The sequence below is a fragment of the Niallia circulans genome (assembly GCF_007273535.1).
Lineage (GTDB): Bacteria > Bacillota > Bacilli > Bacillales > Cytobacillaceae > Niallia > Niallia circulans_B.
The window spans coordinates 1,350,947-1,366,094 of the sequence record NZ_RIBP01000004.1 but is presented as its reverse complement, the minus strand read 5'-3'; the positions used below and the strand labels follow the sequence as shown (position 1 = coordinate 1,366,094).

15 protein-coding genes are annotated in these 15,148 nt (G+C 40.6%); 3 read left to right on the top strand and 12 right to left on the bottom strand.

Annotated elements, in window-relative coordinates; genetic code table 11:
* Window positions 1-30: 30 nt before the first annotated feature.
* From CEQ21_RS14760 to CEQ21_RS14750, 3 genes are all read right to left on the bottom strand, one after another.
* A complete protein-coding gene (locus CEQ21_RS14760; RefSeq protein WP_185765172.1) occupies window positions 31-1,428 on the bottom strand; it encodes an NCS1 family transporter in 1,398 nt (465 codons plus the stop codon).
* Window positions 1,429-1,893: 465 nt separating this feature from the next.
* Window positions 1,894-2,436, bottom strand: a complete 543-nt coding sequence (locus CEQ21_RS14755; RefSeq protein ID WP_185765171.1) for a YdhK family protein — start codon at window positions 2,434-2,436, stop codon at window positions 1,894-1,896.
* Window positions 2,437-2,508: 72 nt separating this feature from the next.
* A complete protein-coding gene (locus tag CEQ21_RS14750; protein WP_185765170.1) occupies window positions 2,509-3,111 on the bottom strand; it encodes a LysE/ArgO family amino acid transporter in 603 nt (200 codons plus the stop codon).
* Window positions 3,112-3,237: 126 nt separating this feature from the next.
* Here CEQ21_RS14750 and CEQ21_RS14745 point away from each other — a divergent pair, with 126 nt between their 5' ends.
* The gene (locus tag CEQ21_RS14745) at window positions 3,238-4,677 is read left to right on the top strand and encodes a MocR-like pyridoxine biosynthesis transcription factor PdxR (protein ID WP_185765169.1); all 1,440 of its coding nucleotides are present in this window, start codon (window positions 3,238-3,240) and stop codon (window positions 4,675-4,677) included.
* A 17-nt stretch (window positions 4,678-4,694) separates the two neighbouring features.
* On the opposite strand, the gene CEQ21_RS14740 is transcribed toward CEQ21_RS14745, so the two are convergent.
* The 5 genes from CEQ21_RS14740 to CEQ21_RS14720 all read right to left on the bottom strand — a co-directional run bounded on the left by CEQ21_RS14740 (window position 4,695) and on the right by CEQ21_RS14720 (window position 10,931).
* Window positions 4,695-5,036 carry a PTS sugar transporter subunit IIA gene (locus CEQ21_RS14740; RefSeq protein ID WP_185765168.1) on the bottom strand — a complete coding sequence of 114 codons (342 nt, stop codon included), beginning with the start codon at window positions 5,034-5,036 and terminating at the stop codon, window positions 4,695-4,697.
* A gap of 18 nt (window positions 5,037-5,054) precedes the next feature.
* Window positions 5,055-6,374, bottom strand: coding sequence for a PTS sugar transporter subunit IIC (locus CEQ21_RS14735; protein WP_185765167.1), 1,320 nt, complete (start codon window positions 6,372-6,374; stop codon window positions 5,055-5,057).
* Window positions 6,375-6,405: 31 nt separating this feature from the next.
* A complete protein-coding gene (locus CEQ21_RS14730; protein WP_328593481.1) occupies window positions 6,406-6,720 on the bottom strand; it encodes a PTS sugar transporter subunit IIB in 315 nt (104 codons plus the stop codon).
* Window positions 6,721-6,859: 139 nt separating this feature from the next.
* Window positions 6,860-8,791, bottom strand: coding sequence for a BglG family transcription antiterminator (locus tag CEQ21_RS14725; protein WP_235907259.1), 1,932 nt, complete (start codon window positions 8,789-8,791; stop codon window positions 6,860-6,862).
* Window positions 8,792-8,903: 112 nt separating this feature from the next.
* Entirely contained in the window at window positions 8,904-10,931 is a 2,028-nt protein-coding gene (locus CEQ21_RS14720) for a Na+/H+ antiporter (protein ID WP_185765166.1), read from the bottom strand.
* A gap of 183 nt (window positions 10,932-11,114) precedes the next feature.
* On the opposite strand from CEQ21_RS14720, the gene CEQ21_RS14715 reads away from it, so the two are divergent.
* Window positions 11,115-11,384: a DUF3949 domain-containing protein gene (locus CEQ21_RS14715; RefSeq protein WP_185765165.1), complete on the top strand. Its 270-nt coding sequence runs from the start codon at window positions 11,115-11,117 to the stop codon at window positions 11,382-11,384.
* A 356-nt stretch (window positions 11,385-11,740) separates the two neighbouring features.
* On the top strand, window positions 11,741-11,902 hold the full coding sequence (locus CEQ21_RS14710; RefSeq protein WP_185765164.1) for a hypothetical protein: 162 nt from the start codon (window positions 11,741-11,743) through the stop codon (window positions 11,900-11,902).
* 38 nt (window positions 11,903-11,940) lie between these two features.
* Here the strand turns inward: CEQ21_RS14710 and CEQ21_RS14705 are convergent, their stop codons facing one another.
* The 4 genes from CEQ21_RS14705 to CEQ21_RS14690 form a co-directional block, all read right to left on the bottom strand.
* On the bottom strand, window positions 11,941-12,780 hold the full coding sequence (locus tag CEQ21_RS14705) for a permease prefix domain 1-containing protein (protein ID WP_185765163.1): 840 nt from the start codon (window positions 12,778-12,780) through the stop codon (window positions 11,941-11,943).
* 2 nt (window positions 12,781-12,782) lie between these two features.
* A complete protein-coding gene (locus CEQ21_RS14700) occupies window positions 12,783-13,115 on the bottom strand; it encodes a PadR family transcriptional regulator (RefSeq protein WP_185765162.1) in 333 nt (110 codons plus the stop codon).
* Between the two features lie 427 nt (window positions 13,116-13,542).
* Window positions 13,543-14,448 carry a sensor histidine kinase gene (locus tag CEQ21_RS14695; RefSeq protein ID WP_185765161.1) on the bottom strand — a complete coding sequence of 302 codons (906 nt, stop codon included), beginning with the start codon at window positions 14,446-14,448 and terminating at the stop codon, window positions 13,543-13,545.
* A 20-nt stretch (window positions 14,449-14,468) separates the two neighbouring features.
* A complete protein-coding gene (locus CEQ21_RS14690; protein ID WP_185765160.1) occupies window positions 14,469-15,140 on the bottom strand; it encodes a response regulator transcription factor in 672 nt (223 codons plus the stop codon).
* Between the last annotated feature and the right edge of the window lie 8 nt (window positions 15,141-15,148).

Below are 15,148 nucleotides of genomic sequence, written 5' to 3'. Positions count from 1 at the left end.
CTCCTTTTTAAATACCTATAGTTAATCATTTTATCTCTCAAAAATAGTCCCTTTTTTGAACACAGAGTCTTTAAACGTGTATTTCATCAGTAAGAAATAAGACAATCCGCCAACAATAACGCCGACAATCCAGCCTAAGTCTACTTCAATAAAGGCAGCGCCTGCTCCAAGCAGCATCGCAATAAGGGCACATGGATTAAAGCCGGCAAATGGGCCATTTTCGTTATATAAATCAGCAACATTTACAGTTTGTTTTCTCAGAAGATAGTATTCTACGAGCAGGATAGCTACAATCGGACCTAAAAAGGCAGAGTAGATTAATACAAATGTATTCAAACCAGCAGCAGAATCATCTTGAACAAGCACCCAAGGAAATGAGCAAAATGCCAGCAGACCTGTTATAACAACAGCTACCTTATACTTCAACTTTGTCAGCATCGTGATTACATATGTCGGTGGAATAATATTTGCGACCATGTTAACTGCGACTGCGCCAATAACGATGAATGCCGAAACTGCTGCTGTAATATACGGATTATCCACAACAATTGCAAACGCCTTAACAGGATTGGAAATGCCTGTTGCAGATGCAAGCATTGCGCCAATCGTAAGCACAAATCCATATGCGATAAAAATCGGAGAAAAATACAAGATGCCACGTTTTTTAGTGCTGACGCCTGTCTTCAGCTCACGAGAATAATCAGCCGCACTTAAGAAAATAGCTGCATAGTTGCCTAGGAATACCATGATAAAGGCAAAGAACGGCAGCCCCCATGTACCTTCAGAATGAACCCATCTTTCTGCGATGATTTCTCTGTGTGAAGCCATAAGCAGATAGAATACATACACTAAGCCAAGCATAATAACAACAGAAGCTAGAATTTCCACCCACTTAATGGCATGGAATCCGTAAAGGGAAAGAACGATCTGCACAAGCTGTATCACCACAAAACAAATCACCGTATTATCGAAGGACCCACCTGTTACAATCTTGGCAATCTCATTTAAGGCAGTACCGCCAATCCAGCTTTGAAAGCCAAACCAAATAATTGCTGGAATGCCCCGTAACAAGGCAGTAATGAAGCTTCCTTTAATTCCAAATGACATCCTCAGCTGCATAACATAAGGTATTCCCGTCCGATAGCCAAGCCGATCATTCAAAGTGAAAAATAACGAAATGATACCAATTGCAATAATTGCAGCCACGAATGTTTGCACAAGGTTTAATGTTGCAGCTCCCGCAACAATTAAGCTTGCGCCTAAGGTCATATTGCCTAAATTGACGCCATCTCCAATCCACATAAACATATAGGAAAGCGAACCAACTGTTCTCTCTGCACCCGATTTCGGCATTAATGATTCATCGACTTTGCCCCCATTAGGGACCTTTACCTCTGCTAATGATTGACTTGCTAAGTTTGTAGACATGGACATCCAACTCCTTTTTATCAAATGTTAAAGCTGAAAATTAAGAGTATTAAGAAAATTTGAGATACAGCTTGCCAGCTAATGCAGTTGACCAATTCTCCTTCTATTTATTTAACAAATCATTTTCTTTCAAGGAAATATTTTAATTGTTAAGTGTAATAACAATTAATGTTAAAAAACCTTACATAATTTAATATGTGTTAATAATATATAAGTTGTTTTTGAAAAGCATTGGAGAAAATGTTAATTTTGCGGAGATTTTCTGGTTTATTTGCACATTTTATGGAAAAAAACTCGGTTAGTAAACTATTGGTTAACAAAAACCAAGCTTCCTACAATTATTTTCAGGTTCAAATATATAATTATAAAAATTTTTGGTTAAAAGGGAAGCAAACTACTTTAACGGTTGCTAGATTTGACTTAAAAAATAAAAAAAGAAGCTTGCCAAATGCAAGCTTCCTTCCATCACTCTCTAGCCTCCAACTCATCCTCTGTCAGCCACTTATGATCCGTTACTTTTTTGCCGCCATTTGTCGGTGTATAGTCGACCATGTAAACAGTTGTTTCCTCTGCGGCATCAATGACAGCCTCTGCACCTTTCATGCCTTCCATATGATCTGCTTCTAAGGTTACTTCCGTTCCAGGAGCAAGCTTCTCATTACCTGCGTCCTTGATTTCCTCTTGAACAACCCATTTATGGTTATTCACCTTTTCGCCGCCATCAACAGGCGTATAGGAAACTTCATACGCAGTCGTATCATAGGCGCTCAGCACAGTTCCTTCTGCCCCATCCATGCCCTCCATATGGTCAGCAAGAATGGTAACCTGACTGCCCTCGATAAATTTCGGATTAGTAGCAAGCTCCAGGCCGGCAGGAATTTCACTTGTTCCTGTATGAGTGTGACTTTCAGCAGATGAATCCTCTGTCTCTTTATCGTCAGTTGTCGCACAGCCGCCCATTATTAAGGCAGCTGATAATATTGGTAAACTAAGCAGCTTCCACTTCATATGTATTTGTCCTCCTTTATGTATTAGTAATATTGTTATCACTAATAGAGGCTTTTTAAACATGAAGCTTTGCTACAGCAGCTGTTTTGCCATCACTATTGCCATGACCCACATCACAAGCGCTGAAGCTTTGTTGAGCAGTACAAGCAGATTCCCTGTTTTATCTACTTTGCCGAGCATTCTCCCTGTTATTGCAAGACCAATAAACCAAAGCCACGAGACTACGATACAAGCGAGCGCAAAAAGTTGCTTTTCCGTCCCGCTGTAGAGCAGAGAGCTTGTGCCGATTACTCCAACTGTGTCCATAAGGGCATGGGGATTCAGCAGGGAAACGGACATCGCAAAGCCGATTTGTTTACCTGCTGTCAGCGTTTCGCCGCCTTCTGGATTCGGCTTGCTTTTCCATGTCACATAGCCCATATATACAAGAAAACAAGTACCTGCAATCAGAAGCAGGGTTTTCAGCCACACAACATGAAATAAAAACAAGGATACTCCTAATACTGCAAGGAGTATCAGCAATGTATCACATATACTTGCTGTTACAACAGCAGGCAAGCTGCTGCGAAACTTCGCATGCCCTGCACCTTGATTAAAAATAAATATATTCTGTACACCTAGAGGCAAAATAAGCCCAAGTGCTAATAAAAAACCATGAATTACTGCTTCTATCATCCGTATTTCTGCTCCTTTAATCGTTTAATAAACATCAGTTTACGGCAACTCTCCACCTTTGTCTCCAACCAATTGGATGGTAATATACCCAACCATTTTATATAATAAAGAAAAAAGGAGACGGAAATGACTACAGAAAATCACTGGCAGCCAAGCAAGCACATTGCGGTACCTCTTTATCAGCAAATTTATGAATATATTCGCGAACAGATTATTTCAGGCACTTGGCCTGTCGGCTACAAGCTTCCCTCCCAGCGCCAATTAGCAGACACACTTGCTGTTAACCGAAGTACTGTTGTGTATGCATTAGAGGAGCTTAAAGCAGATGGATGGATTGAATCCACCATTGGGCGCGGAACAGTTGTTGGTAAAAGCACATGGAATTCGCTTACTGCAAACAAGCCGGCTGATTGGAAAACCTATGTGCAATCAGGGACACATCTTCCGAATATCCAAATGATTCAGGAGATAAACAAGGCTGAATTCTCCGCTAACGTCATTAGACTCGGTACAGGGGAGCTGTCCCCAAGCCTCCTGCCAACACAGATAATCCAGCAAGCCTTCCAGGAAATCAGCAATTTATCTTTAAGCTATCCAGAAGGAAGAGGAAGCTTTGAATTAAGACAGGCAATCAGCCAATATTTGCGCGAAAAAGGAGTTGCCGCATCTCCTAATTCGATTATGATTGTTTCTGGCGCTATTCAAGCTTTACAGCTGATTTCCATCGGCCTTCTCGATAAAAATTCTGCCATATTAAATGAATCACCATCCTATTTAAATTCGATCATGGTCTTTCAGTCGGCCGGCATTCAAATGATTCCGATTCCTATAAACAATGGTGAGCTTTCCTACTCGGCAATCAGCCGGGCGAAACGGCAGCATAACACAGCATTGCTGTATACAATCCCAACCTTTCATAATCCAACAGGCTCTGTGCTTTCAGAAGCAAAACGGATGGAGCTGCTTGAGGCATGTTCAAAGGAAAGAATTCCGATTCTGGAAGACGATGTTTATGGAGATTTATGGCTTGATGAACCACCTCCTCCTCCACTTAAGGCGCTCGATAAACAAGGCAATGTCTTGTATGTCGGCAGCATGTCCAAGGTGTTAGGGCCTGGCCTTCGCATCGGCTATATCGCAGCACCAGAGCCTGTCATTGACAGGCTTGCAGATATAAAAATGCAGACAGATTACGGCTCAAGTACACTCTCCCAGTTTGCTGTCGCCAAGCTGCTGACAACTGGTCAGTACGAAGTGCATATCGAAAAGCTGCGGCATGAACTACAAAATAGACGAAATTTCGTTTTGAAACTGCTCGCCCAGTATTTTGCTGATCTGGCTGTTTGGGAGAAGCCTGCAGGCGGTTTTTATGTTTGGCTTACACTAAATAAAGAAATTCCGCTGCAGCTATTGTTCAAAAGAGCACTTCATCAGGGCATCCTTATCAATCCCGGCTCTCTTTACGGAAACTATCACCGCCATATCCGCTTGTCCTATTCTTATGCTTCCTATGAGGAGCTGGAAGAAGGGCTAATTGCACTTGCTGCATTAATAAAAGCATTTTAACCATAAAAAAGGCAATGTCATCTGCTGACACTGCCTTTTTCCATTACATCAATACGCTTATACATCGTAATCATTTCCTTTACGAGCTCATAGGTTGTCTCAGCACTCATTAGCTGGTCTTCTGCATGCATGAAGAGAAGGGAAAACGGCAGGCTTTCACCGTTTGCTTCCCTTTGAATTAATGCGCTATGTGTCTTGTGGCTGATAAGGAAAAAGTCTTGCGATTCTTTCAGTTTTTGTTCTGCCAGCTCGTATTCTCCCTTTTTCGCTGCATAGAGTGCTTCCATGACAAGGCTTTTTGCCATTCCAACATTGCTGATGATTGTAAAGCCTGTCATCTCCATTGCATTCTCTGCCATTTCTATATCACGTCCTTATCAAGAATTAAAGATAACTCCCCCATCGGAGATTTCTGCTTGCTCTTGCTCCTTTTCGTTCTTCACTGCGATTTTGTCAACAGACTTGAAGAACGGATAATAAAGGAGAATGGAAATTCCAATTTGGACAACGTTCAACAAAGCGCCTTTCCAGCCACTGACTAGAAAGCCGGCGATAACTGGCGGTGTCGTCCATGGAATATTCGTTCCATTTGTCAGCGGGACAAGCCCTGATGACATCGCAAAATAGGCAACAGTCGCCAAAATCAGCGGGTTTAAAATAAACGGAATCATCATGATTGGATTAAGCACGATTGGAATCCCGAAAATAAGCGGTTCATTTATGCCAAAGATTCCAGGGCCAATTGCAAGCTTGCCTAATGTTTTATATTGCTTTGACTTTGCAAAGAATAACAGGATAATAGCAAGTCCTAATGTTCCTCCAAAGCCGCCGACCTTCATGAAGTTCGCGTAAAATTGGAAGTTGATGATATGCGGGATTGCTTCACCTGCACTGAATGCTGCTGCATTATCTGCTGTCAACGCCAGCCAGATTGGCTTCATAATACCACTGATAACATTGGAGCCGTGGATACCGAAGCTCCAAAGTACGCCTTCAAATACAGTAACGATTAATGTTGCTGGTAATGTGTCTCCTAAATATAGCAATGGGACTTGAAGATAATGATAGATGAAAGCTTGAACTGTCCCAAACGGTGTTAGTGTAAAGAGGATGCGAACAAGATTAAAGACGATGATAACGAACAAAGCTGGAATAAGTGCAGAGAAGGATCTGGCCACATTTTCCGGCACAGAGTCAGGCATTTTTATCTTCCAGCCCTTTTTATCAATAAAACGGACAATTTCCACTGCGGCTATCGCTACAATCATACCTAGGAATAAACCGCTTGCCCCAAGATTTGTGACCGGAATTCCTAATCCGCCATCTTTAAGCTCAAGCATTGGCGTAAGAATAAGGAATGCAACCACAACAATGCTGATACAGGCAATGCCATCAAGCTTATATGTGCGGGACAGGCTGCGTGCCATCGCAATGATAACGTACACTGTCATCACGTTCATTGTTACATCATAAGGAACGGTGAAGTAGCTTGCCCAGTCACTTCCTAATAAGGAACTCATGAACTCGGCATAGCCGCCAATCGGGATATTGCCAAGAAGTAAAAAGATTGAACCGATAATCAATAAGGACATAACACCAAAAAACCCGTCCTTGATTGCTGTTATATATCTGTTGCCATCAAGCTTCATTGCTATTGGACCCATCTTGCTTTCCAGGCTTTCAATAAATTTCTGCATGATCTCCCCTCGTTTCTCCTTTATTGATCTTTCAGCTTCCTACAAGACTGAGTGCTTGATCTAGCACCTTTTCTCCATCCATCATTCCGTAATGCTGGATATGGATTTCATCAAGAAGAATATTCTCCCCCTTAAGTCTTTCTGCTATCTCTTCCCTTCTGAACTTCACTTGCGGGCCGAGCAGCAAACAATCGACCTTTCTTGTCTCAAGAACATCGTCAATCTCTGTTGCGGATACTGCAAATATGTTAATGTCCAAGCCTTTTGCCAGGGCTGCTCTGCGCATTTTTGTCACAAGCAAGCTCGTGCTCATTCCCGCTGCACAAACGAGCATGACTGTTTTCACTTTAAGTCCCTCCTAATTGTTAGGATTTCGCTACATTTCCATTGTATAATGAAAGCGCTTAATTTATCATATCTGCATTTTCCGCTAAGGAGCGGAAATCTTTACATGAAATACAAAAAAAGCTAATTGCTGTTAACAATTAGCTCCGGACTTTATCATATTGAAACAAGCGGATTACTTCCTGCTTTGACTTCGCCTTCATTACTTGCTGGATTACCTTTTTATCCTCAATAATGGAGATGAGCTGCTCATACATATCCTCTAAATCGCCCTTTGCGTCCTTACTGATATTCAATAAGCAGACGACTTGAACCATTTGATTTTCATTCCAGTTAATCGGTTTGGCTAATGTACAAACCGTCCAAAACGTTTCTGCTGTGTCTGGTGAAGTCGGGTGGGGAATTGCGACGAGATTACCGAAGCTCGTCGCAGCAATCGCTTCTCGCTCAAGCACTAAATTGGCATAATCCTTTGAGACAAGTCCCTGTTCATATAGTCGATTACTCAAAAACTCAATAACAGCCTCTTTTGTGTCGAGCCTTTTTTGAATAAACACGTGGGATTCGGCAAGATAGCTGTCTTTATTTTCTTTGTCTGTTGAGATAAGCTGCTTCTTAATTCCCTTAATATCCTCTGCCTCAAGGAAATTGCTGACAACTTGAACAGGTGCGATTATCCTTTCCGCAATCGGAATTGTGCTGATTACTAAATCTATTGATGATAAATCATAGTCTGCCAGTCTGTAGTAATTAATGCATTCGACGATTTCCAGCTCCCTGTTAAATTGCTCCTGCAGTCTGTAGGATAATAGCTTGGCACTGCCAACTCCTGATGCGCAAACAAGGATGACCCGTTTCCGTCTTCTTGCCTTTCGCTTAATCCGTTCTAAAGCAACCCCGATATGAAGGGCAATATAGCCGATTTCATCCTCCTCAATCTTGATAGACAGCCGCTCCTCCAGACATTTGCTTGCAATAATCGCCCCTTCAAAGGCACTTGGGTATTTCAGCTTAATTTCGTTCACTAATGGGTTGCGAATATTCATTTCAAAGCGCAAGCGGTTAAGTGCTGGCCTGATATGAAGGGCAAGGGCATGGGAGAACTCCTTATCCCCCGTAAAATCCCAAGCAAGCTCAGCCTTTAATCTTGCAAGCATACAGACAATTATTTCTCTCGTCTCATCGAATTCCCTGTATTCTGTCAGCGCATTTTCATGTAAAAGCTTTGTCCCCATCAAATGGATGATAATATAATCCAGCTCTGCACTCGGAAACGAAAATCCTGCCAATGCCTCCACCTCTGCGATTATTTCGCCTGCTACCTTTTTTTCGAAAGGATGCTCCTCGCCAATCGGGTGCTCAAGATCCTCCATTGCGAACCCCTTTTCCATTCGTCTGCAGGCAATGACAATATGGTTTGTCAGATTCCCTAAGGCTACATCAGAAATTTCGATATTGTGGACATTCACTTTGCTGATAATAATTTTTTTAATTTGTTCTGCAAAATTTTCGTCTGACTGCCATGAACTCGTCATTTGAGGAGTGAGCTCCTCCTCCAAAAGCCGATAGTTGGAAAAGCATAATCGCTTTCTATATTCACTGCCTGCAACATATACACCATAATGAGGCTTGACGACAAGTGACAGCTTATATTTCCCAAGCATTTCCCTGACAAAGCGAAGGTCCTTTTGAATCGTTGATTTAGAAACATACATTTCTCCCTCAAACTGCTCCAGCTTAACATACCCTTCCTGTAATAAAAGGCGCTTCAATAAAAAGTAGACTCTTCCCTTTTGCTCAGAAAAATCATATCCGACTTGAGGGGAAGCCTTCTGAACTGGTTCGATTTCCTGCTGAAAAACGTTAGCATCCAGCACTTTCAGATGATATCCCTTTCCCTTCATTGGGCTGATACTGATTCCAAAGTTATCACTGTCTTCCTGGATGGTTTTCAATTCCTTCCGAATCGTCCTGTCGCTCACACTCAGCTCTTTTGCCATCCATTCAGCAGTCAACGGGTCTGTATGCTTGCTCAGCAGCAGCAGAATCTCCTTTTGTCGTCCAGACAGCATGTCAATCCTCCCCTCGTTTTCGTTTCCTCTATTATATCAGAAACCGCTTTCTTATTTTGACAAAAAATAAACAGCAGCCAATAAAAACTGGACTGCTGCTCTTATCACTTATTTATTCTGTATGTTCATATAATGCCGCACTTTCCACGTAATTAATAAATCTTCTGAGCTCTTTTACCTCGTCTCTGTTAATTTCGCCGCTCTCGTACATACTCTGAATTTCCGCTCTTTCCACATCAAGCACCTTTATACGAAGCTCTTCTTTCTGCTCCTCTTGCTTCTCATCGTACTTAACGGCAGAGGCACTCAGCCTTTCGATTATCATCTTGTAATCGAGGATGACCGCTTGGATTTGATCACGAAGCTCCTCCATTTCAACAGCGTAGTTCTTGAGGAATTCGATAGCTGCCTTCATTGCCTGGATTTGCACATCCTTGCCTTTTCCCATTTTGGCAATAACCAGCTCCTTTTCCTTGCGGGAAAACTTCCGCAGCTTTCTCCACCTTCTGAACATTTTGCCGACAAGATAAAGCGTTCCTGACTGCAAGCTGCCCGCTAAAGCTTCTTCCCTGTATTCAAGGGATTGCTCAAATGTATGAAACAGTTTTTCGTCTATTTTATTTTCATCCATTAAGCCTTGGATATAGCGCCTTTCAGCCTTTACTGCTTTTATGCGGATTTCTGTTCTCACATCCATTTCCACATCGAGTGCTTTCATCTTACCGTTCTGTTCTTTGCCTATATCGTGAATTCTGCGTCGATATTCGCCAATAAGCTCGTAGGCAGCTGGTTTATTTTCATCCTTGATTTGTTCCTTGATTTGTTCAACAGCCTTATAAAGAAGCCGCTGCTTAAATGGCGCCAAATCCCTGTCTCCCTCTGCATTCTCCGCTTCCTCTCCCTTGCTTAACATCGGCAGAAATACGGTTGCCACAATTAAGGTGAATAAAATGACACCCGCTGCTAAGAACAGGAGCAGCGATCTTGCCGGAAATGCATCGCCACTGTCTAAAAAGTAAGGGATAGACAATATCCCCGCCATTGTCACAGCACCGCGCACACCTGTTAAGGACACAAACAAGGCATTTTTTAAATTTGGTTTAGCTCCGCCAGGCAAATACCGATATTCGAAATGAGCAAACACATATGACCACACGAAGCGGATTCCAAGTATTATCACACCAATCGCAAGCACATAGCCAATCACAAGCCAGTTACCGATGCTCGGATCTGAGACTGTATCTCTCATTGAAGATGGGATATTTAAGCCTAACAGTAAGAACACAACCCCATTTAAGATAAAGAGAATTAGTGACCAAATATTTTCTGTCAGCACCTGTTCTTCTGCACTTGCAAATTCTCGTCTTTCCCTAACTAGTGAATGAACAATTCCGCCGACAACAACAGCGATTACCCCTGAAGCATGAAGCAAGTCCTCTGTCACAATAAAAATAATGAAGGGAGTAATAATATGTAGTAAGGTGTGGAACGTAACATCATTGATACCTTGTTTGCGGAGAATAAACCTCGCCCACGTTATCAGTAATGCCAGCACCGCACCAAGCAATGCTCCCAATATGAACTTGTACACAAAATCAAGAGATGCCTCCGATAATGAGAAATAACCTGTCACTACTGCGGCAACAGCATAGTTAAAGGCAACTAAACCAGAAGCATCATTGATAAGCGATTCCCCTCTGACAAGGTGAAGCACACCTGCAGGAATATGAATGCGTTTTGCAATCCCGTTAACAGCAACAGGATCTGTCGGTGACAGAATCGCTGCCAGCGCGAAAGCCGCAGCCAGCGGCACAGCTGGAATCATCCAATTGATGAAATAACCGCCGCCAATTGCCGTCAAAATAACAAGAACGATTGCGTTCCCGAATATAGGCGCCCTCATCTTCCATAGCTCCTCTCGTGGAAAATAGCGACCGTCATTATACAAAAGCGGTGCTACAAACAATAGAAGGAACCATTCTGTATCAATCTCAAAGGAGATGTCTTCAAAGACAAAGGCTAACAGCATTCCAAAAGCAATTTGCGTCAGCGCCGTTGGTATGGAGGGTATGTAATGACTAATGATATTTGATATCAGTAAGGATAATAACAGCAATATAATCGTAATCAGTAAATCCATGGCATTCTCCCTTAAAAATGAAATTTGGCATAGTTTTTGTCATGTATGTCACTTTTATGTTAGCACAACAAACTATTGTGAAATGAATAATCAGCTTACACGAGGAAATTAATGACAATAAGTGGTATAATTAATATAAAATGACAGAATACTTATAATTTTTGTCAAAGGAAGGTGAATAGAATGTATTCTACCATTTTCATAACAGTGATCAGCCTGTATATAATGCTTTCTATTGTAATGCTTCCATTCCAATACCGCTTTTTAGTAGCATTGAAGCAAGAAGAAGCCCAATTCAAAGCAAAAGGCAAAACACAGGGAGATATGTATGACGAAATGAATGCAGGAGAACAAGCGCTGCACAGCAATATCCAAGGAAGTGCGTTGTTTTTCCTTGCTAATATAATGGCATCCATCGTTTACAAGCTAAAGCACCAAAAGACAAGCGTATAATAACAACTTGAGCAGCCCTAATGGCTGCTTTTATACATTACACGGTAGGTCTTATGAAAACAAAAGATTTATGCAGACTTTCTTCCCTATTTTGCTCCAATAGTTTTTTGGTCTGTATATGTTTATAGCCATATAATGTCCAACTCAAAACACATTCCAAAAAAATTCTTCGATTAACTTATTACCCCAGTAACCCCTTTCCCTTAACGTCAGCATTTTGATATCGAAAGAGGTGAGGCCCCCCATTTATAAGCAAACTTTACATATATTAACATACATAAATACACATTTATGTTAATATACATTTATGGATAAAAATGTAAACCTTGTGTTTTACGATAAATGAGGAGCGAATAATGAATATAAAATGGTTAAATGTTATTTCCCTACTACTATTCTTAGCAGCAATTATGTACAAACTCATCGACCATCAAGCGTTTAGTATGGCAGGGGTATTGATTGCAGCAGTATTTATTTGTATGAATGTTATGGCGCTAATGAGGAAGAACCCCACATAAAAAAAGGAAGGAAGACGCATAGGTTCTTCCTTCCTTTTTTATGTTAGAGCATTTTGTGTTGTTTTTTTGTGAAATGCTTTATCTGTTATGAAGTATGCTAGATAACCGATAACATTAAATAAAGCAAATGCTATTACCCAACCGATATGTAGTCTTCTATGATGATATGCATTAACAGTTGCCCAGATCGTGAATAGAACAATATAAACTGCTAATCCAGCAAATAATGCTATATACATAAAGCTCTCCATATGGATCGTTTCCATTTTTATGTACCAATCAGATGTCACATACATATAATCGTCATTCATTAACCATTGAGGAGCCCAAACATGTCTTTCTATTGTATAATTCGGATCAGCTTTTTTTCCATTTGCCCATATGGACGGGGAACCATATTCCGCTTCTAAATCATGAACATTAAAGATTTTCACCTGTGCAATATGGTCTGTGCTCTGAACAATTGCAACGATTTTCTGTTTTGTAGCTTCAGAGATGGTTTTATCCTTTTGTAAAATCGTATACATATTTGTGGCTGCATTAGTATTTTGGGTATCGTTTTTTTGTTGATAAAGCTTACTAGCTTCAAATAAAGCGAAACTACTAAAAAGGACAATTACGGCTAGCCAAAGCACCCATTTTGCGAATGTTTTTTGGGCCTGAAATAACTGTCTTACAATCGAACGCATTTCCTTTTCGCCGCCAAACCGGGTAATAGCAATCTCGATTGCTTCCTCTTCACTTTTGCCTTCCTCTTTTAATTCATAAACAGCCTCTAGTAAGTGATTTTTCATTTCTGCCTTTAATTCTGCTATCTCTTGTTTATTCCCACCAACACTGTGATAGGCTTCATTAACGAAAGCTTCAATTTGTTTCATATTTATTCTCCTTTCAAAAATGAATCCATGATTGTTTTAACAAGCTGCCACTCTAACCGCTTTTCTGCATAGCCATCCTCGCCTAATGTTGTAATCTTATAATATTTCCGTCTGCCCCCAGGCCCTTGCTCATCACCCCAATAAGAAGTGATCCATTCCTGCTTTGCTAATCTTTTTAAAGAAAGGTAAAGAGTCGCTTCCTTTAGTTCAAATTGTTCCTTACTTGTTTCTCGTACGATCTTTGCTATTTCATATCCATACATATCTCGATTATTAAGGAGTGAGAGGATTAATGTATCTATATGGCCTTTAAGAACCTCTTTATTAATTTCCATTTTTTTCACCTCTGTGAATAATAGTAAATTAGAATACCTTATAATGCAAGGTATTATTTTTTCAGAATGTTTATATCGACTCACTTAACACAAATAAAAAAAGCTGCAATACGCAGCTTAGCTCAAATTCTACATAAAAATAGTAATCGCAAAAATAAAAAGCAGTATGATATGCAACCACACATAAATTTAATAATAAATAGCGCCCATATTTTCTTCCTTCTGCCGAAATGCAGAAGAACCAAAAAGAATATCAGACTAAATAAACCACGTGCAATCTGCCCTTCTATTAATATCAGGCTGCTGTTTACAATACCAGCAATGATAAATAGCACTATATATATGTTGTGGATTTTGGCTGTTCTTCTGACTTCATGTTGAAATTCATTCAATTTTTCTACCTCTTTGTTTAGTGAAAACCTCAAAATCACTGCAATTGTATTTTCGGGAGATAAATTTTTAGGACAAACCAATTTTCTTCAAGCTCTGCATGCATTTTCCCATTCATCTTCTCTATTAGCTTTTTGGAAAGATATAATCCTAAGCCGCTTGTTTCTGTGTTCGTTCTGCTGGTGACTTCTGTATAAAAAAGGGTAAAAACCTTCTCTATCGCTACTTTACTTTCTGGTTTAATATCATTTCTTACAGTAAAAATAACATAGCTGCTGTCAGCTTCATAGCTGATAATCGCATTGCTGTTTGCATAGCGCAGGATATTCTGAACGATATTTTGGATAACTCGCATCAGCAGTAAACGATCTGCAATAATTTGACTGTCCTTTATTTGTTCAGGAAATTGCAGGTCAATTTTATTTTCCGCAAATTGCTCATAAAAGGACAGGAAGACTTCTTCCACCAGGTTAGCAAGGGAAAGCGAAGATAAGTTTATTTCCTTCTGATTTGTTTCAACTCGGGTTAAATCATAGAAGTTATCGGTCATTTCAATCAGGTTTCTGACAGATTGTTCGATAATAGTTAAGTAATGGGTCCGCTTTGCTTCATCCTCTGTTGTGTTTAAAAGTTGGACATAGCCATGGATGGAGGTGAGCGGTGTTCGCAAATCATGAGATAGTCCAGCAATTGTCAGCTTCACATTCTCTTCCATTTGTTTTGCTTGGTGATTATTCCCCTCAAACTCCGCAATCATCTGATTTAACTCGTCCACTAAATTGAGCAATGTTCTGTCACGAAAATCAAGAAATAATCTGCTGCCAAACTTGGCCCGCGCAGAAAGCCCTTTAACACTAACTTTCAGTTTTCGCAGCTCTCGCTTTAAGAAATAAAGATAGAGGATAAGTGCCAAAACCAGGAATACTAATACCCATTCCCACATCGCCCCAACAAGCCCTTCTGTTAATCAAATTTGAAGCCAATGCCCCATACTGTCTTTATATAATTTGTATCTTCTCTATTTAACTTATTGCGTAAATTGCTGATATGCATATTTATCGTTTTATCACTGTCAAAAAACGGTTCATTCCACACACTTTCGTATATATTGGCACGGCTGAATACTTTCTGCGGATTTTCTAAAAAAAGCAGCAGGATTGCATATTCCCGGCCAGTGAGGTGAATGGCTTGCTCCTTTATCTTCACTTCGCGAGTGTCTAAATTCAAGCTGATTTCCTCGTAATGAATGTCCTTCCTAGTGCTGACAGAAGCCTGCGCCGCATGTCGTAATTGAATGTGAATCCGTGCAAGCAGCTCCGTTATGTCAAAAGGCTTTGTGATATAATCATCTGCCCCGCTCGTTAATAAATCTAGTTTTGTATGCTGCTCATTTATGGCGGTGATGACAATGACGGGAACGCTTGAGCTCTGGCGGATTCCTTGCAGAAATTCTTGTCCATTCATCCCCGGAAGCATTAAGTCAAGCAGTACTAAATCTATTTGCTTTTGTTCAAAAAGCAGTTTCCCCTCCGTACCAGAATAGGCACTGAGTGTTTCAAGCTTATGCAAAGCTAATGCTTCTTTTATAAGTGAATGAATCGCCAAATCATCTTCCATGATTAATATCGCTGCCATCTCTATCA

What these genes read in the sequence shown, in the direction of transcription:
- CEQ21_RS14690 (WP_185765160.1), bottom strand. Translation starts at nt 15,140, where the DNA reads ATGGCAGCGATATTAATCATGGAAGATGATTTGGCGATTCATTCACTT.
- CEQ21_RS14735 (WP_185765167.1), bottom strand. Translation starts at nt 6,374, where the DNA reads ATGCAGAAATTTATTGAAAGCCTGGAAAGCAAGATGGGTCCAATAGCA.
- CEQ21_RS14715 (WP_185765165.1), top strand. Translation starts at nt 11,115, where the DNA reads ATGTATTCTACCATTTTCATAACAGTGATCAGCCTGTATATAATGCTT.
- CEQ21_RS14740 (WP_185765168.1), bottom strand. Translation starts at nt 5,036, where the DNA reads ATGGCAGAGAATGCAATGGAGATGACAGGCTTTACAATCATCAGCAAT.
- CEQ21_RS14720 (WP_185765166.1), bottom strand. Translation starts at nt 10,931, where the DNA reads ATGGATTTACTGATTACGATTATATTGCTGTTATTATCCTTACTGATA.
- CEQ21_RS14725 (WP_235907259.1), bottom strand. Translation starts at nt 8,791, where the DNA reads ATGCTGTCTGGACGACAAAAGGAGATTCTGCTGCTGCTGAGCAAGCAT.
- CEQ21_RS14705 (WP_185765163.1), bottom strand. Translation starts at nt 12,780, where the DNA reads ATGAAACAAATTGAAGCTTTCGTTAATGAAGCCTATCACAGTGTTGGT.
- CEQ21_RS14760 (WP_185765172.1), bottom strand. Translation starts at nt 1,428, where the DNA reads ATGTCTACAAACTTAGCAAGTCAATCATTAGCAGAGGTAAAGGTCCCT.
- CEQ21_RS14745 (WP_185765169.1), top strand. Translation starts at nt 3,238, where the DNA reads ATGACTACAGAAAATCACTGGCAGCCAAGCAAGCACATTGCGGTACCT.
- CEQ21_RS14700 (WP_185765162.1), bottom strand. Translation starts at nt 13,115, where the DNA reads ATGGAAATTAATAAAGAGGTTCTTAAAGGCCATATAGATACATTAATC.
- CEQ21_RS14695 (WP_185765161.1), bottom strand. Translation starts at nt 14,448, where the DNA reads ATGTGGGAATGGGTATTAGTATTCCTGGTTTTGGCACTTATCCTCTAT.
- CEQ21_RS14710 (WP_185765164.1), top strand. Translation starts at nt 11,741, where the DNA reads ATGAATATAAAATGGTTAAATGTTATTTCCCTACTACTATTCTTAGCA.
- CEQ21_RS14750 (WP_185765170.1), bottom strand. Translation starts at nt 3,111, where the DNA reads ATGATAGAAGCAGTAATTCATGGTTTTTTATTAGCACTTGGGCTTATT.
- CEQ21_RS14755 (WP_185765171.1), bottom strand. Translation starts at nt 2,436, where the DNA reads ATGAAGTGGAAGCTGCTTAGTTTACCAATATTATCAGCTGCCTTAATA.